Origin of the sequence: Actinoallomurus sp. CA-142502 (assembly GCF_050936355.1) — a bacterium.
Classification (GTDB): Bacteria; Actinomycetota; Actinomycetes; order Streptosporangiales; family Streptosporangiaceae; genus Actinoallomurus; species Actinoallomurus iriomotensis.
Window position 1 is genome coordinate 10,097,110 of the sequence record NZ_JBNJMY010000001.1, and the last position, 20,564, is coordinate 10,117,673.

A 20,564-nucleotide genomic window follows, 5' to 3' on the forward strand; every position below is an offset into this window, starting at 1 on the left:
CAAGCCGCTCGCCTGGCGAGGTTCACGTGTCGAGCAGTTCGGGGTGGAAGATCTCCTCGACCGTCCAGCGCCGCGCCGAAAGGCCCTGCTCATGGTGGTAACGCAGGTAGGCGTCGAGGTCGGCGCGGTTGGCCGACACCCCGTACGCGAACCAGTCCTCGGGGAACTGCGCGCGGTTCTCCTCGACGAGGGCGTTGGTCCAGGGCACCATGCTGTGCACCTCATAGAGTCGGCGACCCTGGCGGTAGCGGTCGGCGGCGATGTCCTTGGACCGCAGGAAGGCCTCGTAGACGCGGGTCGCGAGGCCCGGGCGCGCGTCGAACAGCTCCCGTGGCGCGACGACGGTGTGCATCATCGGGAAGATGCCGGTGCGACGGTGGTAGTCGCGCTCGCGCCGCTCGTAGTCCGGGAACAGGCGCACGATCTCCGGCGCACCGTCGAGCACGGCCTGCGGCACGTTCGCGGTGAACAGGGCGTCGATCTCCCCGGTCCGCAGCAGCTCGCCCAGCGACCTGCCGGCCGGCGCGTCCCTGATGTCGACGCCGGCCGGGCGCAGCTGCGACACGAAGTCGAACGGCGCGCTCGGCTCGTCCAGGCCGCCGATCAGCCACCGGTTCGCCTCGGGGCGGAAGCCGTACTCGTCCATGAGGATGCCCTTGGCCCACACGCCGGAGTCCTGGCCGTACACCCCGAACTCGCCGATGGTCCGGCCGGCCAGGTTCCGCGGTCCGGTGATGCCGCTGTCGCGGTTGACGAAGACGCACGAGTGGCGGAAGACCCGGTTCGGAAAGGCCGGGATCGCCACGAACGGCGCGCCCTCTTCGAGGGATCGCAGATAGAAGGTCAGGCCGAACTCGGCCACGTCGTAGCGACGCTCCCGCGCCAGCCCCTTGAAGATCTCCGGCAGCGTGCCCGCCGCGTCGAACGTCGCGTCGACGCCGTCGACGGTCACGTCGCCGTCGAACAGCGCGTGGGTGGTGTCGTACCGGTACACGCCGATCCTCAGGTCGCCCATTGCCGCCTCTCTCGCCACGCGGCCTGCCGGGAGTGGCGGACCGTCCCGGCCTCGATCGTCGACCGGCGCCGGGCGCGGCGTCCAAGTCCGGTTCTCTCGGCCCGATACCCTGCCGGTATCGACGGGTAGAGTCGCCCCGTGGAACTCCGCTCGCTGCGGTACTTCCTCGCCGTCGCCGAGGAACGCCATGTGGGCCGCGCCGCCCAGCGCCTGCACATGACCCAGCCTCCGCTGAGCAGGGCCATCCGGCAGCTCGAGAACGAACTCGGGTGCGTGCTGTTCGAGCGCACGCCGCGCGGGGTCGACCTCACCCCCGCCGGCACGGTGATGCTGCGGGAGGCCCGAGCCGTCCTCGACCAGGCCGAGCGGCTGCGCAGGCGTGTCGCCGTCGCGACGGGCCCCGCGACCCTCGTCGTCGGCACCCTCGCCGACGCCGTCGAGCACCTCGGCGCACCCCTGGTGAGAGCCTTCCGCGAGACGCACCCGAACGTCACCATCGCGATCCACGAGGCCGACCTCGGCGACCCGAGCGCGGGGCTGCGCGCCGATCTCGTCGACGTCGCCCTCACCCGGACGCCGTTCGAAACGTCCGGCCTGGCACTCCGCGCTCTGCGGACCGAACCCATCGGCGCCGTCCTGCCCGCCGACGACCCCCTGGCCGTACGCGACTCGGTGACCACGGCGGAACTCGCCGGACGGCACGCGGTGCGGCTACCGGACGACACCGACGAACGGTGGCGCGACCACTGGACCCTGCCCGGCTCCCGTCCCGATCCGGGCACCCCGCCGATGCGGACCATCCAGGAGTGCCTCCAGGCGGTGCTCTGGAACGGCGCGGTCGCCCTCGCCCCGCTCGGCCAACCGGTGCCCGCGAGCCTCGTCGTCGTCCCGATCGCCGACCGAGCGCCGAGCGAACTCGTCGTGGCCTGGCGCCGGGACCGGACCGACCCGCTCATCCGATCCTTCGTCGGGATCGCGGCGGGGCTCAGGCCTTGAGCAGCCGTTCGCTCAGCTCCCAGAGGCGCCGCGCCGACTCCGGGTCGACGGCGAACAGCACGTTGGCGGTCTTCGACCGGCCGTACGCGAGCATCCCGTCGTAGCCGGTCGGACCTCGTTCGCTGAACGCTTCCGTACCGTGGCGGGCATGCCGCCGCCGACCTACCTCAGCGCCGGCGGATGCTCCTGGCGCGGCGCGCTCTTCGCGACCGCGACGTACGCGTCGGAGAGTGCGTTCAGCACCGCGTTGTCCGGCTGAGCTGAACGCCGGTCAGGGCGCGTTGACGACGGAGTCGCCCTCCGCGGCGTAGAGCAGGCCGGGGTCGAAGTTCATGCCGGTGAAGTGCCCGGCGACCTCGAGACTGACGACGCCGTGCAGCCGCGTCCAGAAGGTGAGCGCGCGGCGTAGGGCGGACGGCGGGGCGGGGTGGTCCGCCGCCCACTGCCGGTGGATGGCCAGGTGGTGTTCGAGGGCTGTGGCGGCTTCGTTCTCGGCTTTGCCCTCGGTTTCGGCGAAGGCGTCGAGCAGGAGCGCCATGAGGCCGGCGGCGAGCTCGGTCGCCTCGGGCGGGGCGGCGTAGCCGGGCACCGGCGTGCCGTAGATGAGCAGGTAGCGATGCGGGGTGGCCAGCGCCCACCGGCGCAGGGCGGACGCCATCGCGGCCAGCCTCGCCTCGGGCGCGTCGCCGGGCGTTACCGCGGCCCGCCATGTGTCGTACAGGTCGCGGTAGGCGTCCAGCACGAGCTCGGTGATCAGCTCGTCGCGGTTGCGGAAGTAGCGATAGAGAGCGGGACCGCTGATGCCCATCTGCTTGGCGATGGCGTTGAGGGACAACGCCGACGCGCCAGTGGTGGCGACCTGCGTCCAGGCGTGCGCCTTGATCTCGTCGCGCACCTGCTCGCGGTAACGCGCCCGCGGGCTCTTGACGGCGTCGCCCATGTCCGTACCCCTCGCTTGACATCACTTCAGTGAGCCCATAATACTTCAGTTACAGCTTCTAACTAACACAACAGGCAATAACCAAGGAGTGGTCGGCATGAGTACGGACCAGCGCACCGAGATCGTGCTCCCCGGCGTGGTGGACCCGGACGGGCTGCGGTTGCGTACGTCACCGGTCCCGGCACCCGGCGCCGGGCAAGTGGTGATCCGCATGGAGGCGACCGGCGTGTCCTTCGCCGAGCAGCAGATGCGCCGGGGCCGGTACTACGACCAGCCGCCGTTTCCGTTCGTGCCCGGCTACGACCTGGTCGGGATCGTGGACGCGGTCGGCGCCGACGTGGACCCCGCCCTCACCGGGCGGCGCGTCGCGGCGCTGACCAAGGTGGGCGGCTGGGCCAGCCACGTGGTCGTCGACGCCGCCGACGTGGTGCCGGTGCCCGCCGGCCTGGACCCGGCCGAGGCGGAGACCGTCGTGGTCAACGGCATCACCGCCTGGCAGATGCTGCACCGCAGGGCCCGCGTCAAGGCCGGCCAGACGATCCTGGTCCACGGCGCCAACGGCGGCGTGGGCTCCACGCTGGCGCAGCTGGCCCGCCTGGCCGGGATCCGCGTGATCGGCACCGCCTCCGCGCGCAACCACGACCGGCTGCGCGACCTCGGCGTCATCCCGATCGACTACCGCACCGACGTGCCCGCCGCCGTACGCGAGATCGCCCCCGACGGCGTCGACGCGGTCTTCGACCACCTCGGCGTGCGCAGCGTGCCCGACTCATGGCGGCTGCTCGCCCCCGGCGGCACCCTCGTCGCGTACGGAAGCGCCGCCACCCTCGACGACACCGGCTCCAAGCAGCTACCGGTCCTCAAGATCCTGGCCCGGGTCTGGGTCTGGAACGCGCTGCCCAACCGACGGCGCGCCTACTTCTACAACATCTGGGCCGGCCGCGGCCTGGCCAGGCAGCGGTTCCGTACGCGGCTGCGGGACGACCTCACCCAGGTCCTGCAGGCGATGGCGGACGGGCACATCACCGCACAGATCGCGGCCCGGTTCCCCCTCGCCCGCGCCGCCGACGCCCTGCGGCTGGCCGAGTCCGGCACCGTCACCGGCAAGGTCATCCTCAACTCCTGACCGCGAGGTGACCCCGGAACCGGTCCGGCGCCGGGAAGTACCCTTGAGCCTGTGTTCTCGCCCCAAGGCCCGTCGCTGCGCGAGCTGGCGGTGCAGGCGCTGTCCTCCGTCGAGCGCGGCTATGACCTGCTCGCCCCGAAGTTCGACCACACGCCATTTCGCACCCCCGATGGCCTCCTGGACGCGACCGCCGACGCGCTGCGTCCGCTCGGGCCGTTCGACCGGGGGCTGGACGTGTGCTGCGGCACCGGCGCGGGCGTACGGGTCCTCCAGCCCCTGTGCCGAGAACGGATCACGGGCGTCGACTTCAGCGCCGGCATGCTCGCGCAGGCGCGTGACGCGCACCCGGACGGCGAGTGGGTCCGGGCCGACGTCCGGGCCATGCCCTTCGCGGAGGCCTTCGACCTGGCGGTCAGCTTCGGAGCCCTCGGGCACTTCCTGCCCGACGAACGCCCGGCGCTGTTCGCCGGCGTGCACGACGCCCTGCGGCCCGGCGGGCTCTTCGCCTTCCCGATCGCGGCGCCGCAGCCCATCACCTCGCCCTTGTACTGGGCGCTGCTCGGGTTCGACCTGAGTATGCGGGTGCGCAACGCCCTGTGGCGTCCCCCGTTCGTCATGTACTACCGCACCTGCGGGCTGCCGGAGATCCGCGACGACCTGACGGCGGCGGGATTCACCGTGACGACGGTCCCCCTGACGGCTCTCGGCCGACGCGCGGACGGCACCCCGCTCTGCCGGCTCGTGCTCGCGCGCAGGACCGGCTGACTCCCGGCCATCCGCCTCGTGCCGGAGAGGATACTTGCCCGGGTGTCCACCGATCCGATGCCGTGTGAGGTCGGCTTCGTCAACGGAGACGTGACTCTGGCCGGTCTTCTGGAGGTCCCTGATCGCGCGTCCGCGGGCGTGGTGCTGGTCGGTGGGTCCGGGCCTACGGACCGCGACAACGGTACGTACTTCCCGCCGATCCGCCGGCACCTCGCGGCCGCCGGGATCGCCGTGCTGTCCTACGACAAGCGCGGCGTCGGCGGATCGTCCGGCGACTGGCGCGACGCGACCATGGACGATCTGGCGGCCGACGCCGCCGCCGCACTGGACTTTCTCCGTACGCGACCCGGAGTTCCGGCGGAGGCGGTGGGGCTGTTCGGTCACAGCGAGGGCGGCTGGGTCGCCCTGCGCGCGGCCACCGCCCGAGACGATCTCCCGTGGGTCGTCACCAACAGCTGCCCGGGGACGACTCCGGCGGTCCAGGAGCGTCACGCGCTGGCCAACACCCTGCGGCGAGCCGGCGCGGACGTCGACGACGCCCTGGCCCTGTACGACCGCCTGGTCGCGGCCGGCCGTCGCGACGCCGGCTTCGCCGAGGCCGCACGGCTGATCGACTCCGCGGGGAGGCCGGCAGTGTCGTGTGACTACTGGACCGGGATCGACGAGCGCCTCTGGGCGTTCCTCAAGGGCAAGCAGGACCACGACCCGGTCCCGGACGCGCTGCGTCTACGCTGCCCGCACCTGGCGATCTTCGGCGGAGCGGACGAGCTGGTACCGGTCGCCGACAGCGCCCGCCTGTTCAGCGCCACCGCCTGCCACCCGGATCGCCATGCCCGTGCGACGCTGACCGTGCAGGTGTTCCCCGGCGCCGACCATCGCGTGCGGACGAACGGTGGAACCCGCCTGGCGTCCCGCTACCTCGACACCTTGACCCGGTGGATCCTGGACCGGCGCAAGGACTGATGGCTTCGCCCGCTGGCCCGGCCTGGTGCAGCTCATCCGTCGTTCTCTACCGGCCGCGTCGTCGGAGGGGTGCTACGAGCCGTGCGGGGACGGTCAGACGACGAAGCGCTCGTCGAGTAGCGCGCGCATGTCCTCGGGGAGCTCGTGCTTGCCGGCTTTGATGCGGTCGAGGAAGTCTTTCCAGGCGCTCACGCTGAAGAACAGCTTGGGACCGTCGGGGTCCTTGCTGTCACGAACCGCGATGAGACGCTCGCCCCGGCCCTCTTCGGACGCGTCGGACACCGCGCACCTCTGTTCTCATGAGGAATCGCTGATGGGGCGGCTCTTGCCGCCCCTCAGAGTCAACGTGGTAAACGGTAGCAGGGCGTGCCGGTCACGGCGGTGTCTTGGGGTTTCCTGCTCACATCTGAGGTCACAATGGCCCCATGTCCACCGTACGGGCGGTCGCCCTGTTCTTCCGGGTCGTCCGCCGGCCGCTCCATCGACCCCATTAGCGATTTGTCACGCTTTAAAGGGCATTCCCGGAAAATAAAAAAGGGGCCGTTGTTTGCGGCCCCTACCTGAAATGCGAGAAGAGGAGAGAACACTCCGCGAATGTTTCGCGGGGTTCTCTCCTCTTCCCGACTATATGTTGATGTCCGGCGGTGTCCTACTCTCCCACACCGTCCCCGGTGCAGTACCATCGGCGCTGGAGGGCTTAACTTCCGGGTTCGGAATGGGACCGGGTGTTTCCCCACCGCTATGACCACCGAAACGCTTAACAGAACATAACCAGTGGAACAATGGTTCCCGGTCGTGTTCCGGGAACCGCACAGTGAACGCGAGCAACAAAACGTGAGTGTGTTCAAGTCACTCGGCCTATTAGTACCGGTCGACTCCACACCTTGCGGTGCTTCCATCTCCGGCCTATCAACCCAGTCGTCTAGCTGGGGGCCTTACAACCATGAAGGTTGGGAGACCTCATCTCGAGGAAGGCTTCCCGCTTAGATGCTTTCAGCGGTTATCCCGACCGAACGTAGCCAACCAGCCATGCACCTGGCGGTACAACTGGCACACCAGAGGTTCGTCCGTCCCGGTCCTCTCGTACTAGGGACAGACCCTCACAAGTCTCCTACGCGCACAGCGGATAGGGACCGAACTGTCTCGCGACGTTCTAAACCCAGCTCGCGTGCCGCTTTAATGGGCGAACAGCCCAACCCTTGGGACCTACTCCAGCCCCAGGATGCGACGAGCCGACATCGAGGTGCCAAACCTTGCCGTCGATATGGACTCTTGGGCAAGATCAGCCTGTTATCCCCGGGGTACCTTTTAGCCGTTGAGCGACACCCCATCCACACGGTGGTGCCGGATCACTAGGCCCTGCTTTCGCACCTGCTCGACATGTCTGTCTCACAGTCAAGCTCCCTTGTGCCCTTGCACTCAACACCTGATTGCCAACCAGGCTGAGGGAACCTTTGGGCGCCTCCGTTACTCTTTGGGAGGCAACCGCCCCAGTTAAACTACCCACCAGGCACTGTCCCCCACCCGGATCCACGGGTGCGGGTTAGACGCTCAAAACGACCAGAGTGGTATTTCACCAACGACTCCACGGTAACTGGCGTCACCGCTTCACAGTCTCCCACCTATCCTACACAAGACGCTCCAAACGCCAATGCCAAGCTATAGTGAAGGTCCCGGGGTCTTTCCGTCCTGCTGCGCGTAACGAGCATCTTTACTCGTAGTGCAATTTCACCGGGCCTGTGGTTGAGACAGTGGGGAAGTCGTTACGCCATTCGTGCAGGTCGGAACTTACCCGACAAGGAATTTCGCTACCTTAGGATGGTTATAGTTACCACCGCCGTTTACCGGCGCTTAGATTCTCAGCTTCACCCCGAAGGGCTGACCAGTCCTCTTAACGTTCCGGCACCGGGCAGGCGTCAGTCCGTATACAGCGTCTTACGACTTCGCACGGACCTGTGTTTTTAGTAAACAGTCGCTTCCCCCTGGTATCTGCGACCCCCACCAGCTCACAACGCTAGGTCGGTCACCAGCAGGGGCCCCCCTTCTCCCAAAGTTACGGGGGCAATTTGCCGAGTTCCTTAACCACAGTTCACCCGATCGCCTTGGTATTCTCTACCTGACCACCTGAGTCGGTTTAGGGTACGGGCCGCCGACACACATCGCTAGAGGCTTTTCTCGACAGCATGGGATCACTCACTTCACCTAAATCGGCTCGGCATCACATCTCACCCTCATGCACCACGGATTTACCTATGGTGCGGGCTACATGCTTACCCCAGGACAACCATCGCCTGGGCTGAGCTACCCTCCTGCGTCACCCCATCACTTGCCTACTACCACCTCAGGTCCCGCACTCGCCCCGGCAAGGTCCCCGAAGGAACCAAACGGAGTCCGCGTGGTTAGTATCAGTGGGTTCAGCATGGGCGCGTGTCAGCGGGTACGGGAATATCAACCCGTTGTCCATCGACTACGCCTCTCGGCCTCGCCTTAGGTCCCGACTTACCCTGGGCGGATTAGCCTGCCCCAGGAACCCTTGGTCATCCGGCGGAGGGGTTTCTCACCCCTCATTCGCTACTCATGCCTGCATTCTCACTCGTGTGGCCTCCACGACTGGCTCACGCCGCCGCTTCACCGCCCACACGACGCTCCCCTACCCACCCCAACCCCTGGATGCGACCCACAAGGAGTCTCACCTGAGTATTGCTGGGATGCCACGGCTTCGGCGGTGTGCTTGAGCCCCGCTACATTGTCGGCGCGGAATCACTTGACCAGTGAGCTATTACGCACTCTTTCAAGGGTGGCTGCTTCTAAGCCAACCTCCTGGTTGTCACGGCAACTCCACATCCTTTACCACTTAGCACACGCTTAGGGGCCTTAGCCGATGATCTGGGCTGTTTCCCTCTCGACTACGAACCTTATCGCCCGCAGTCTCACTGCCACGCTCTCACTTACCGGCATTCGGAGTTTGGCTGACTTCAGTAAGCTTGTCGGCCCCCTAGGCCATCCAGTAGCTCTACCTCCGGCAAGAAACACGTGACGCTGCACCTAAATGCATTTCGGGGAGAACCAGCTATCACGGAGTTTGATTGGCCTTTCACCCCTACCCACAGGTCATCCCCCAGGTTTTCAACCCTGGTGGGTTCGGTCCTCCACACGGTCTTACCCGCGCTTCAACCTGCCCATGGGTAGATCACTCCGCTTCGGGTCTACAGCATGCGACTCAAACGCCCTATTCAGACTCGCTTTCGCTACGGCTCCCCCACACGGGTTAACCTCGCCACACACCATAACTCGCAGGCTCATTCTTCAAAAGGCACGCCATCACCCCAACACCCACAAGGAATGCAAGGCTCTGACGGCTTGTAAGCACACGGTTTCAGGTACTCTTTCACGACCCCTCACCGGGGCACTTTTCACCTTTCCCTCACGGTACTAGTCCGCTATCGGTCACCAGGAAGTATTTAGGCTTACCAGGTGGTCCTGGCAGATTCACACGAGATTTCACGAGCCCCGTGCTACTCGGGAAACACCCAATGGAGACAACAAGGTTTCACCTACCGGACTATCACCGACTACGGTCGACCATTCCAGATCGTTCGACTACCTCATTGTTTTCTTACTCCACGCCCAGTCAGCGGACCAGACAAGAATGCTCCCACAACCCCACACACGCAACGCCCGCCGGCTATCACACGCGCATGGTTTAGCCTGATCCCCTTTCGCTCACCACTACTCAGGGAATCACATGTTGTTTTCTCTTCCTACGGGTACTGAGATGTTTCACTTCCCCGCGTTACCACCAACCACCCTATACATTCAGGTGGCGGCAACACCCCATGACGGGTGCTAGGTTTCCCCATTCGGAAACCCCCGGATCAACGCTCGGTTGCCAACTCCCCGGGGCATATCGCAGGCTCCCACGTCCTTCATCGGCTCCTGATGCCAAGGCATCCACCGTGTGCTCTTAAAAACTTGAACACAACACAAGAAAAAAGATGCTCGCGTTCACTATGCAGTTCTCAAAACACGAACGGGACACCAACCAACAACCACCACCACGACCACCAGAAACCTGATGCGGTATGTGAGGCTCAGCCGGCCCGCCCGCCCAAACCCCACCCACCAACCATGGCAGACAAGATCCGAGACGGCCCGAAGAGACGAACCCGAAAAGCTCCAAGAGCTCCCGTGCCCGTTCCCTCAGGACCCAACAGTGTGCCCGGCCCCGCCGACCGACTTCGAACCGCGTTCCTGAACCCGTACAAGACGAGCAGTACTAACCGTTGAAACCAACCAGAGAGAACCGAATAGCCAGTGCTCCACCTATGAGCAAACCCACCCACGAGACATTCGCCCGTGGCATGAGTCATGGACCAACACCCCAGACTCGATCGCCTGGTGCGTGTGGCCAGTGATGCTCCTTAGAAAGGAGGTGATCCAGCCGCACCTTCCGGTACGGCTACCTTGTTACGACTTCGTCCCAATCGCCGGCCCCACCTTCGACGGCTCCCCCCACAAGGGTTGGGCCACCGGCTTCGGGTGTTGCCGACTTTCGTGACGTGACGGGCGGTGTGTACAAGGCCCGGGAACGTATTCACCGCAGCGTTGCTGATCTGCGATTACTAGCGACTCCGACTTCATGGGGTCGAGTTGCAGACCCCAATCCGAACTGAGACCGGCTTTCCGGGATTCGCTCCACCTCACGGTTTCGCAGCCCTTTGTACCGGCCATTGTAGCATGTTTGCAGCCCAAGACATAAGGGGCATGATGACTTGACGTCATCCCCACCTTCCTCCGAGTTGACCCCGGCAGTCTCCCATGAGTCCCCACCATTACGTGCTGGCAACATGGAACGAGGGTTGCGCTCGTTGCGGGACTTAACCCAACATCTCACGACACGAGCTGACGACAGCCATGCACCACCTGTCACCGGCCCAAAAGGACCCCGCATCTCTGCGAGTTTTCCGGTGATGTCAAACCTTGGTAAGGTTCTTCGCGTTGCGTCGAATTAAGCAACATGCTCCGCCGCTTGTGCGGGCCCCCGTCAATTCCTTTGAGTTTTAGCCTTGCGGCCGTACTCCCCAGGCGGGGCGCTTAATGCGTTAGCTACGGCACGGAGTCCGTGGAAAGACCCCACACCTAGCGCCCAACGTTTACGGCGTGGACTACCAGGGTATCTAATCCTGTTCGCTCCCCACGCTTTCGCTCCTCAGCGTCAGGTAAGGCCCAGAGAACCGCCTTCGCCACCGGTGTTCCTCCCGATATCTGCGCATTTCACCGCTACACCGGGAATTCCATTCTCCCCTACCTACCTCTAGTCTGCCCGTATCCACCGCAGGCCCGAGGTTAAGCCTCGGGTTTTCACGGCAGACGCGACAAACCACCTACGAGCTCTTTACGCCCAATAATTCCGGACAACGCTTGCGCCCTACGTATTACCGCGGCTGCTGGCACGTAGTTAGCCGGCGCTTCTTCCCCACCTACCGTCACGTTAGCTTCGTCGGTGGTGAAAGAGGTTTACAACCCGAAGGCCTTCATCCCCCACGCGGCGTCGCTGCGTCAGGCTTCCGCCCATTGCGCAATATTCCCCACTGCTGCCTCCCGTAGGAGTCTGGGCCGTGTCTCAGTCCCAGTGTGGCCGGTCACCCTCTCAGGCCGGCTATCCGTCGTCGCCTTGGTAGGCCATCACCCCACCAACAAGCTGATAGACCGCGAGTCCATCCTCAGCCGAAAAACTTTCCACCCTCACACCATGCGGTGGAGGGTCATATCCGGTATTAGACCCAGTTTCCCGGGCTTATCCCAGAGCCAAGGGCAGGTTACTCACGTGTTACTCACCCGTTCGCCGCTCGAGTACCCCGAAGGGCCTTTCCGCTCGACTTGCATGTGTTAAGCACGCCGCCAGCGTTCGTCCTGAGCCAGGATCAAACTCTCCGTTAAGGTCAAAACGACAACCACCCGAAGGCGACTGCCAAACCTGAAGAGAAAAACAATCCCGGCAAGAATCATTCTTGCCAAAGGAATCCAAAACCAAACCGACCAACCCACCAGACGATGGGCCAACCAGCCTGGTCGAGGACCAAAAGGCACTGGCTTTTAGCACACTGTTGAGTTCTCAAGAAACGGACACCACCTTCGTGAACCCTTCCGGGCTCTCTCCGGGGCAACCCTTCTAACTTACCACCCTCAGCTAGTTTGTCAACCCCCAGATCCGAAGATCTTAAAGATCAACCCACCAGCAGAAGACGGACCCCGCGACACGACCACCCAGCAGACAAACAACATCCACCAGGATGATCACTCATCGAAGGGACCCCACCCGGGCCGGCCACCTAGCAGGCGTCCTGCATCCCGTTCGTCGGGGAGATCCACATCTTATCCGCTCGCTCCGGTGCTTGCGCCCCGAACTCGCTGATTCGATGTCGGCTCCCCGCCAGGTCCGGGAGCCTTTCGGCTTCCCGTTCCCCTTGGGGCGAAGAGAACATTACGTTCGTCCCGGACCTTGGTCAAATCGGCGGCGCGCACCACTGCGTCCCCATGTGTCACAGCACCCCCGCGATGTCCCGAGCCGCCGCTGACCTGCCCAAGCGAACGCGGCAAGCGCCTCCGAGAGCGCCGGCCGGCGTCTGTGCGCCCCCGGCGATGCCGCGGTCTGGAGGGCAGATCGTGCGGGAAGTGTTCGGCGAAGAGGCCGGTGGATCTTCGATCCCAGGAGCACCTGTCCGGAGCTCGACACCGACCACTCGCCGTACGGTCCGGCTCTCGGTCGTCGGACGATCGCGCCATTCGTCGATCTACGAAATTCGAAAGCAGAATTCGCTGAACCCACGCGGGCGAACCTCACGCCTTTTGCCGCTCCCATGGCCCATTACAGCCCGCAAGATCCATTCCCACTGGAACGGCCGGGACGGCGATCGAACCCAGGATCACCCCGCTCACCTCCCGCGGAGTCCCGATGTACGAGGCCCGATTTCACGCCGCCATCAGAGCCCGCCATGTCACCGTCCTGACGTCACAGATATCGGTGCGGAGCCGCCACTTCCCGGGGCGGTGATGCGCACCCGGTCGCCTTCATGCCGGACGGTGAACTCCGCCGCCGTACGTCCGTTCTGGTCGGAGACGCACGCCCCGGTCTCCCCGCCTTCCGGCCGCACTCCTGGAAGACCGGGGCCACCAGCAGGTCGCCGCCGAGCATGTACCGCCCGGTCGAGCATCGCGCAGGGCGGATCGTCCGGGAACTCCAGCACCCTCGGCCGCATGACCGGCACGCCGGTACGGGTGGCCTCCACGGCCGCGCCGTACAGGTACGGCATCAGGCGGTTCTTGAGGTGGGCGAAGTCGCGGGCCACGGCCCCGCTGACCGAGGCCCCGCCCGGGGCCGAGGCGGTGCGCAGGAGGCCCGCGACCGACTCCTACCTCTTCCTGCTCGACCACACCGGCGCGCAGGTGCGCGTGACGGCCCCGGGCCGTGAACTGATCATCGGCCGGGACGTCGCGGATGAGGTGACCATCGAGCCGAGGTCCGTCGCGCCCTCCGCTGAGGCCGCGCCGGTGGCGCCGGACGACCTCGTCGTCTCACGTGCGGCCCGGGGCGGCCCACGCGACGTCGTCGACGGCGAGGAACGGCTCGATCGCGACGGCCGTCGGCGTCGTCCCGGCGAAGGCCATGACGTCTCGATGCAGGTGGGACTGGTCGGCGTAGCCGCTCATCACCGCCACCGCGGCGGCGGTGTGCCCCGCGGCGAGGCGGTGGACCGCGTCGTCGAAGCGGATGAGCTGGGCGGCGCGCTTGGGGCTGAGGCCGATCTGGGACCGGAACCGGGACCACAGACGCTTGCGGCTCCACCCGACCTCGGTCGCCAGCCTCTCGATCCGTACCCGCCCCCGGCCGGCCACCATCTGGTCCCAGCAGAAGGCGACTTCCGGGTCGGCCTCACGGCCCGCCTCGTGACGCCGAGCCAACGCGGTCTCCACGATCGCGAACCGGTCGGCCCACGTTCCGGCGGCGCGCAGTCGCTCTTCGATCCGTACGGCGTCGCGTCCCCAGAGGTCGTCAAGGGTGATCACTGCCCCGCCCAGCTCCGAAGAGGCGCCCAGGATCGCGTGCGCGGCCACCGGCGACAACCGCACCTCAAGGCACTCGAAGCTCCCGGCCGGCCCCCGCCCTCGCGCGCCGCTGGGCGCCAGTCCGGCGACGACGCGCTCTCGATGCTGCTCACCACTGCCGTAGTCGACGACGAGTGGTACGTCGCCGAGGTTGAACATCACCATGACGGCCGGGCGGGGGACGATCCCGACCTCGACGAGGTCATCCTCTCGACCGCTGAAGCCCGCCATGGTGACCCCCGCCGGCCGGCCCGACCGCGACGGGACCGCGATGTCCCACGCAGGCACCTCGGCGGATCGCACACCGTGATTTTACGAGTCGCCTCAAGCTCCGGTCCGGCGACGACGGCGCTCTCAGCCGGGCCGCTCGGCGGCCGCGGCGAATTCCAGCAGCAATCGGCCGGTCGTTCGGGGATCTTCCATCATCGGGGTGTGTCCCACGCCCGGCAGCAGCTCGACGCGGGCGCCGGGCACGACGCGGTAGTCGGCGGCCGACGAGGAACGCCACCGCTGGTCCTCGGTGCCGAAGACGACCAGCACCGGTAGGCCCAATCCGGTGAGCCGATCGGGCAGGCTCCGCTGCCCGAGGTAGGCCAAGGGGGCACGCATCGCCCCCACGAAGTCCCGGTGTGTCATCCCCCGCACATGCTCGATCCAGGCGTCGGGAAGGTCCACGGGACGCGTGAACCCGGTGCGGGCGGCCTTCCGGATGGTCGCCTCGGTACGCAGGCTCCACAGCAACCGCCCGGGAAACCGGGTCAGCAGCAGCCGGACGAGCAGTCGTTCAGGGACCTTGGCGTCGAGACCGGGGCCCATGTCGATGAGCGCCAGGGCGGCGACCGCGTCGGGCCGTTGCTCGGCCAGGGCCGTGGCGACCGTACAACCGGAGGAATGCCCGACCACCGTCACCCGGCCCACGCCGTGCCCGTCCAGCGCGGCGGCGACCCGACGTGCCTGAGCGGCGACGTCGTAGCCGCCGAGCGGGCTTGCTCCCCTCTCGTGACGTAGCAGGTCGACACGGATGACACGGTGCGCGTCCGCCAGCAGGGGAACCACCGGGTCCCAGCAGGCCGGAGGGGCCGCCGCGTTGGAGAGCAGAAGCAGGGCGGGCGCGCCCGGCCTGCCGTTCTCCACGACGTGCACCTCACCATCGTCAGGCTGAACGAACCGGTAACCGGCGTTCGCGGCGCCGGAAGGCTGCTCTGCCATGGGATCGTCTCCTGCCGCGCTGTCAGGTGGGGACTGCGAGCATCACAGGCGAACCGCCCTGGTGTCTTGGACGAATGTTCCGGCTCCGGATACCGAAAAAACAGGTTGGGCCGGATGGCGTTCGGTTGATAGCGTGCGCGGCACCGTGACGTCACGCGAGGAGGTGAGACCCATGAACGCTGTATCGAAGTGGGTGCTCCCCTTCGCCGTCACGGTCGGGTGATCGACAGAGGGATCGCCGGGAGCGCCTCGATAACAGGGCACTCCCGAAAGGCGACAACCTATGCACGAAATCGTGATCGCGCGGGTCGCGGAGCGACAATGGCACGCGGTGGAGGACGACCGGGTGGTCGGCCGCGGAGACACTTCACACCGGCCCGACGGGCGGATCTTCCTCAGTATCGACGCGTGGCACGACGCGGTCTTCGACCGGCTCACCGATGCCATGCTGGCGGACCTGCCGAGGCCGCTGTACACGGTGGTCGACGAGCCTGACGTCGACCTGACGTCCTGCTGGCAGCGAGCCGGCTTCACGACCCGACGCCGCGAATGGGAGTACGTCCTCCCCACCGATCCGCGGGTCACGGGGCTCGGCTCGGTGCTCTCGCCGGAGGGCGTGACGACGGTGCCCGTCGGCGCGGCGCGGGAGGACCCGCTGCGCGAGGTGTACGACGCGATCCGCGCCGAAGTCGACGCCACCGTCGGCTGGGCGTCGATGCCGGTCGAAGTACCGGTCCGGCCGGACGGGACTCCGCTGCCGCTGGACCCGTCGAAGTACGCCGTCGCGGTACAGGCCGATCGATACGTGGGACTGGTCCGGGTCACGGGACGGGTGGCCTTGCAGCCGCGGATCGGGCTGCTCGCGGTCCGATCCGACCAGCGCCGCCGCGGTATCGCCCGATCACTGCTGGCCCACGTGCTGGGCGCGCTGCACCACTCCGGGGTCGAGACGGCATCGGCCGAAGTCAATGAATCCAACGAGGCTGCCATGGCGCTGTTCGAGGGCATCGGCGCCCGGCGCGTCAACAGCAACCTGGAATTGGTTCTCCGCTGACGCCTCGCCTCCTACCTCACCGTCACCGAGAAGGGCGAGAACATGGCCAGAACAACAAAAGGAATCGAAGTCGAGGGCACCGTCATCACGTGTCTACGCGATGCCACCTTCACGGTGGAGCTGGAGAACGGGCACGAAGTGCTCGCCCACATCAGCGGAAAGATACGGAGGAACCACATCAGGATCCTGCCGTACGACCGGGTGCTCGTGGAACTCAGCCCGTACGACCTGACCCGCGGCCGGATCCTCTTCCGGTACCGGACGTAGCCGTCGTCTGACGTGACAAGTACCGGCGGCCGGCTCTCGCACCGGCCGCCGGTACCACCGTCATGCCGCGCCTGAAGGCCGGCCGGCGGGAGTTCACCGGCGCCGCCAGAGCCCCTCGTCCACGCGTACCTCGTGGCGGCCGACCCGGTCGGCCATACGACCCTCGATGCCGACGTTGAGGCTCATCGCGAAGTTCTGCGCGCCGCGATCAGCCATACACGAAGCGTACCTTTGATCACGATTCGGTAGATTTGCACCGTTTGACCCCCTACACTCCACAGGACTCGACGGTCCCAGACTCCCCATCAGAAACACGACCGTCGGCCGAATCCCTGCAGCTCAGGGAACCGGGGACCCACGTAGTACGGGGTGAATCCGCAGCGCCCGGCGCTCGGTAGGGCATCTCCCGCCCGAACCCGACAGCTAACCCGGTAGGCGTCAGGAGAGGAGTTCGTACGTGCCATCTTCATATTCGCGGCTAACACGTTCCGGCCGCCTGGGAGGTATCACGGCGTTGATGGTGAGCGCCGCCCTCCTTCTTCCCGCGAGCGGCGCGAACGCGACCGGCGGGTCGTCAGCGGCCACCGCGAAGAAGAAACTGGACAAGCTCAACAGCCAGGTGGACGAACTCGCCAACCAGTACGACAAGGCCGAGACCCAGTTGGCCGCGGCCAAGAAGCATCTTGCCGTGATCAATAAGCAGCTGAAAATGGAAAAACCTCAGTATCAGAACCTGCGCGTACGGGTGGCGCAGATGGCCGTCGCCGCGTACAAGAACGGCACCCTCGACAGCACCACGTTCGCCGCCTCCAAGGACCCTGACGCGGCACTGCAGGACATGTCGACCTTCGCCGAGCTCTCGCGCAACCAGAACCAGGCGATGACCGCGCTCCTGGCATCCGCCCAACGCCTCCAGCGGGGCCAGGAAGAAGCCCGTTCGACGCTGCAGAGCATCACCACGACCGCGACCGCGTTGAAGAAGAAGAAAGCCGTGGTCGAGAAGGCGATCGCGAAGCAGAAAGCGCTGTTGGCCAAGACCAACAGCTCCAGCGGAAGCACGCGTGGCGGTTCGAGCGGCGGCGCCACCACGTCCGCCTCCGGACAGGCCGGCAAAGCCGTGAATTATGCCAAAGCCCAACTCGGGAAGCCCTATGTCTTCGGCGGTACGGGCCCGAACGGCTACGACTGTTCCGGGCTGACGATGATGGCCTGGCGCGCTGCCGGCGTCAGTCTCCCCCGCGTCGTCCCCGACCAGTACAACGCCATCCGCCACGTCGCCAAGTCGAATCTGCAACCCGGTGACCTGGTCTTCTTCGACAGCCTTGGCCACGAAGGGATATACGTCGGCGGCGGTAGGTTCATCCACGCCCCGCACACCGGCACGGACGTCCAGTACGCCAGCATGTCGAACTCCTACTGGGTCTCACACTTCGTCGGCGCCGGCCGCCCGTAACGCCGCCGCGGAAGGCCGCCGGTACGGGAACCACGGGCGGCCCGTTCTCATCGGAACCAATCGTGGACGGGATTACGCCGGACGATGGGCACCAGCTGGTCAACGGGCGGTACCGCCTGGTCGAGGTGATCGGCCAGGGCGGCATGGGCACGGTCTGGCGCGGTCATGACGAGATGCTCGGCCGTGAGGTCGCCATCAAAGAGGTCACCCTGTCGCCCGACCTCGACGATGACGAACGGGCCGAGCTCAGCGCGCTCGCGCTGCAGGAGGCGCGTGCCACCGCCCGGCTGAACCATCCCGGGATCATCACGATCCACGACGTCATCGACGACGACGGCGTCCCGATCATCGTCATGGAACTCCTCCATGGTCGTCCACTCGCCGACATCCTCAAGGAGGAGGTACGGCTGCCGTACCGGCGCGTCGCCGAGATCGGGGCGGCGACGCTGGAGGCGCTGCGGGAGGCGCACGCCGCCGGCGTCGTCCACCGTGACCTCAAGCCCGCCAACATCCTGATCAGCGAACGACGGATCGTCATCACCGACTTCGGCGTCGCCCAACGGGTCGGTGAGCGCGCCGAAGAGGCCGGAGACGTCACCGGCACCCCGGCGTTCATGGCCCCCGAGCAGGCCGAGAACGCCGCCGCCAGCCCCACCGCCGACCTGTGGGCCCTCGGCGCCACGCTCTTCAACGCGACCGAGGGCAGACCACCGTACGAAGGCCCGGACTACGCCACCGTCCTGCTCACCCTGCTCACCCAGGACCCGCCGGCGCCCGTACGCGCGGGCCCCCTCGCACCACTGATCACGGCACTGCTGCGCCGGGACCCGGAACGGCGCCCGAGCGCGGAACAGGCCGCCGAACAGCTCGCGGAGATCCTGCGCGGGGAACCCGGCGGCGCGACGGACATGGCCGCCGCCGAAAGACCGGCCATCGTGCCCGCCGCCACCGAGAAGCCGGCTGCGCCGTCGCCGCCGAAGAGCAGCGTCCCGGCCCGCCCGAGCGCGGCCGACCCCGTACGGAGAGCCGCACGGCCGCTCCATCCGCCGAGCCCGGGTCCCCGGACCGCTCCGGCCCGTACCGGCCGTCCATCGCCGCCGACCGTCAAGCCCGGACGAGTCGCGGGCATCGCGGTGCTCGTGATCCTGGGCGTCACCGTGCTGTATCTCGGCACCCACGCCGGCTCGACCGGCTCGCCCGCGGCCGCTCCCTCCGCGGTGCCGTCCGACCCACTGGACGGTCTGCCATCCGACTTCCCGCAACCCACACCGAGCCAGCCGCCGGACGACGTGCCGCCCGACGAGGATTTCGCCGTGACGGCGCTCAGCCCGGACGGGGACCTCGTCGCGTTCAGCGGGGACTCCGGGGTCGTGCGGTTGTACGACACCGCCACCCACAAGCTGAGGCGCTCCTGGAAGACGCCTCGGTCCGGCGAGGGGGTCACCGCGCTGACCTTCAGCCCGGACGGCCGGACCGTCGCCGCGAGCAGTGACGAGGGTGTGGACCTCTGGACCGTCAGCACTCACAAGAGGCGCAAGTTCGCCCAGCTCCACGATGCGATCGGCGCGTTGGGGTTCAGTCCGGACGGCCGGACCCTCACCGCGCTGGGCTCGGGTGGCCGCATCGGCGTCTGGACTGTCGGTACGGGGAAGTACGCCTCCAGTGCCATCCCCCTCGGCGGCGACACCACCGTCTGTATCTCCATGGCGGTGAGTTCGAGCGGGCAAGACGTCGCCTGCGGCTACTACGACGGCAATATGGGCGGCATGCTCGTCTGGGACGTCAAGAAGCACAAGCGGCGCGCCTCATGGCCCGCCGAAACGGCTGACGAAGTGGCGTTCAGCCCCGACGGCAAGACTCTCGCGTTCCCCGACTCAGAAGACGACAGCCTGCAGTTGTGGAACATCGCCTCTCACCGGATGACCGCCGAGTTGGACGCCTCACACATGCCGTCCGGTATGGCCTTCAGCCCGGACGGCAAAAGTCTCGCCGTTCCCTCCTACGACCCGAGCGCCGGCGAGGACACCGTCGATATCTGGAAGCTCCCCGGCGGGAAGAAGGCCACGACGCTGCGGCGCATCGACACGCCGAAGACGCTGGCCTTCAGCCGCGACGGCGCCACACTGGTCACCGCGGACGGGGACGAGGGCGCACTGTGGAAAGTGCGATCGCACAAGCAACTCGCGTCCTGGACCAAGTGACCTCTTACCGCTGCTCGACACGACGGCTATCACTGATCCGACAATCCACCCCAGAGGGGCGAACCCACACCGCCACCAACACCGCGCATTAATTGATTGTGAACTAGATTATGTAGTTCACGTGTCGATGGACGGGTATACGCATTGCGCCGCGGTCGTGCGGCAAGGCAGGAAATCCCGATTTCGACTCATATGCAGGTGCACAAATTGGCACGATATAAGAAACAACGGCCCGCGAACGCGCTCGCCAAGGTACTTTCGCTGGCTTTCGCGGCGACCACGGCGGTCGGCGGACTCGCAGTAGTGACGTCCTCCCCGGTGTCGACTCATGCAGAGCACAAGATGTCTGCGAACTCGCCCGCCGGGTACACGTTGAGCTCACTACCCACCTACTGCCACCGTGGGCTCTTTGGGAGTCTTCACTGCTTCGATGCCATCGATGACGATGACGACGGTGACGCAGAAGATG

Annotated in this window: 15 protein-coding genes, 3 rRNA genes, 1 pseudogene and 1 riboswitch; of the genes and pseudogenes, 9 read left to right on the top strand and 10 right to left on the bottom strand. The window is 66.4% G+C overall.

Features of this window, described 5'->3' with window-relative positions; genetic code table 11:
- Nucleotides 1–22: 22 nt before the first annotated feature.
- Nucleotides 23–1,015, bottom strand: coding sequence for a hypothetical protein (locus tag ACQEV1_RS47230; RefSeq protein WP_433404080.1), 993 nt, complete (start codon nucleotides 1,013–1,015; stop codon nucleotides 23–25).
- A gap of 138 nt (nucleotides 1,016–1,153) precedes the next feature.
- Between ACQEV1_RS47230 and ACQEV1_RS47235 the strand changes: the two genes are divergently transcribed.
- Nucleotides 1,154–2,011: a LysR family transcriptional regulator gene (locus ACQEV1_RS47235; RefSeq protein WP_433404082.1), complete on the top strand. Its 858-nt coding sequence runs from the start codon at nucleotides 1,154–1,156 to the stop codon at nucleotides 2,009–2,011.
- A 271-nt stretch (nucleotides 2,012–2,282) separates the two neighbouring features.
- On the opposite strand, the gene ACQEV1_RS47240 is transcribed toward ACQEV1_RS47235, so the two are convergent.
- Nucleotides 2,283–2,951, bottom strand: coding sequence for a TetR/AcrR family transcriptional regulator (locus tag ACQEV1_RS47240; protein ID WP_433404084.1), 669 nt, complete (start codon nucleotides 2,949–2,951; stop codon nucleotides 2,283–2,285).
- Between the two features lie 97 nt (nucleotides 2,952–3,048).
- On the opposite strand from ACQEV1_RS47240, the gene ACQEV1_RS47245 reads away from it, so the two are divergent.
- From ACQEV1_RS47245 to ACQEV1_RS47255, 3 genes are read left to right on the top strand one after another with little or no spacing between them, the layout of a single operon-like run.
- A complete protein-coding gene (locus tag ACQEV1_RS47245) occupies nucleotides 3,049–4,077 on the top strand; it encodes a medium chain dehydrogenase/reductase family protein (RefSeq protein WP_433404087.1) in 1,029 nt (342 codons plus the stop codon).
- A gap of 51 nt (nucleotides 4,078–4,128) precedes the next feature.
- Nucleotides 4,129–4,842, top strand: a complete 714-nt coding sequence (locus ACQEV1_RS47250) for a class I SAM-dependent DNA methyltransferase (RefSeq protein WP_433404090.1) — start codon at nucleotides 4,129–4,131, stop codon at nucleotides 4,840–4,842.
- A gap of 42 nt (nucleotides 4,843–4,884) precedes the next feature.
- The gene (locus tag ACQEV1_RS47255; protein WP_433404092.1) at nucleotides 4,885–5,805 is read left to right on the top strand and encodes an alpha/beta hydrolase family protein; all 921 of its coding nucleotides are present in this window, start codon (nucleotides 4,885–4,887) and stop codon (nucleotides 5,803–5,805) included.
- A 93-nt stretch (nucleotides 5,806–5,898) separates the two neighbouring features.
- Here ACQEV1_RS47255 and ACQEV1_RS47260 read toward each other — a convergent pair whose 3' ends face one another.
- The 5 genes from ACQEV1_RS47260 to ACQEV1_RS47280 form a co-directional block, all read right to left on the bottom strand.
- The gene (locus tag ACQEV1_RS47260) at nucleotides 5,899–6,087 is read right to left on the bottom strand and encodes a DUF397 domain-containing protein (RefSeq protein WP_285583153.1); all 189 of its coding nucleotides are present in this window, start codon (nucleotides 6,085–6,087) and stop codon (nucleotides 5,899–5,901) included.
- A gap of 354 nt (nucleotides 6,088–6,441) precedes the next feature.
- Nucleotides 6,442–6,558: ribosomal RNA gene (gene rrf, locus ACQEV1_RS47265) — 5S ribosomal RNA — on the bottom strand.
- Between the two features lie 87 nt (nucleotides 6,559–6,645).
- A 23S ribosomal RNA gene (locus ACQEV1_RS47270) occupies nucleotides 6,646–9,783 on the bottom strand.
- Between the two features lie 447 nt (nucleotides 9,784–10,230).
- Nucleotides 10,231–11,745, bottom strand: a 16S ribosomal RNA gene (locus ACQEV1_RS47275).
- Together the 16S, 23S and 5S rRNA genes form the textbook arrangement of a ribosomal RNA operon.
- Before the next feature lie 1,058 nt (nucleotides 11,746–12,803).
- A complete protein-coding gene (locus ACQEV1_RS47280) occupies nucleotides 12,804–13,154 on the bottom strand; it encodes a hypothetical protein (protein ID WP_433404094.1) in 351 nt (116 codons plus the stop codon).
- Between ACQEV1_RS47280 and ACQEV1_RS47285 the strand changes: the two are divergent.
- A pseudogene (locus ACQEV1_RS47285) lies at nucleotides 13,063–13,323 on the top strand (Beta-galactosidase C-terminal domain); the annotation flags it as partial. The gene ACQEV1_RS47280 and the pseudogene ACQEV1_RS47285 overlap by 92 nt on opposite strands.
- Before the next feature lie 57 nt (nucleotides 13,324–13,380).
- Here ACQEV1_RS47285 and ACQEV1_RS47290 read toward each other — a convergent pair.
- Nucleotides 13,381–14,214 (bottom strand): AraC family transcriptional regulator, encoded by an 834-nt coding sequence (locus ACQEV1_RS47290; RefSeq protein ID WP_285626143.1) that lies wholly within the window; start codon nucleotides 14,212–14,214, stop codon nucleotides 13,381–13,383.
- Nucleotides 14,215–14,265: 51 nt separating this feature from the next.
- Nucleotides 14,266–15,120: an alpha/beta fold hydrolase gene (locus ACQEV1_RS47295; protein ID WP_433404096.1), complete on the bottom strand. Its 855-nt coding sequence runs from the start codon at nucleotides 15,118–15,120 to the stop codon at nucleotides 14,266–14,268.
- 283 nt (nucleotides 15,121–15,403) lie between these two features.
- Between ACQEV1_RS47295 and ACQEV1_RS47300 the strand changes: the two genes are divergently transcribed.
- Together ACQEV1_RS47300 and infA are read left to right on the top strand one after the other, a co-directional pair.
- Nucleotides 15,404–16,174, top strand: a complete 771-nt coding sequence (locus ACQEV1_RS47300; RefSeq protein ID WP_433404098.1) for a GNAT family N-acetyltransferase — start codon at nucleotides 15,404–15,406, stop codon at nucleotides 16,172–16,174.
- Between the two features lie 42 nt (nucleotides 16,175–16,216).
- Nucleotides 16,217–16,441, top strand: a complete 225-nt coding sequence (gene infA / locus ACQEV1_RS47305) for a translation initiation factor IF-1 (RefSeq protein ID WP_433404099.1) — start codon at nucleotides 16,217–16,219, stop codon at nucleotides 16,439–16,441.
- Between the two features lie 93 nt (nucleotides 16,442–16,534).
- Here infA and ACQEV1_RS47310 read toward each other — a convergent pair whose 3' ends face one another.
- Nucleotides 16,535–16,657, bottom strand: coding sequence for a hypothetical protein (locus ACQEV1_RS47310; RefSeq protein WP_433404101.1), 123 nt, complete (start codon nucleotides 16,655–16,657; stop codon nucleotides 16,535–16,537).
- Nucleotides 16,658–16,753: 96 nt separating this feature from the next.
- Nucleotides 16,754–16,893, top strand: a riboswitch (cyclic di-AMP (ydaO/yuaA leader).
- 65 nt (nucleotides 16,894–16,958) lie between these two features.
- Between ACQEV1_RS47310 and ACQEV1_RS47315 the strand changes: the two genes are divergently transcribed.
- Both ACQEV1_RS47315 and ACQEV1_RS47320 read left to right on the top strand, forming a co-directional pair.
- Complete coding sequence (locus ACQEV1_RS47315) at nucleotides 16,959–17,894, top strand: NlpC/P60 family protein (RefSeq protein ID WP_433404104.1); 936 nt, start codon at nucleotides 16,959–16,961, stop codon at nucleotides 17,892–17,894.
- A gap of 62 nt (nucleotides 17,895–17,956) precedes the next feature.
- Nucleotides 17,957–20,095, top strand: coding sequence for a WD40 repeat domain-containing serine/threonine protein kinase (locus tag ACQEV1_RS47320; RefSeq protein WP_433404107.1), 2,139 nt, complete (start codon nucleotides 17,957–17,959; stop codon nucleotides 20,093–20,095).
- The last annotated feature ends 469 nt before the right edge of the window (nucleotides 20,096–20,564 follow it).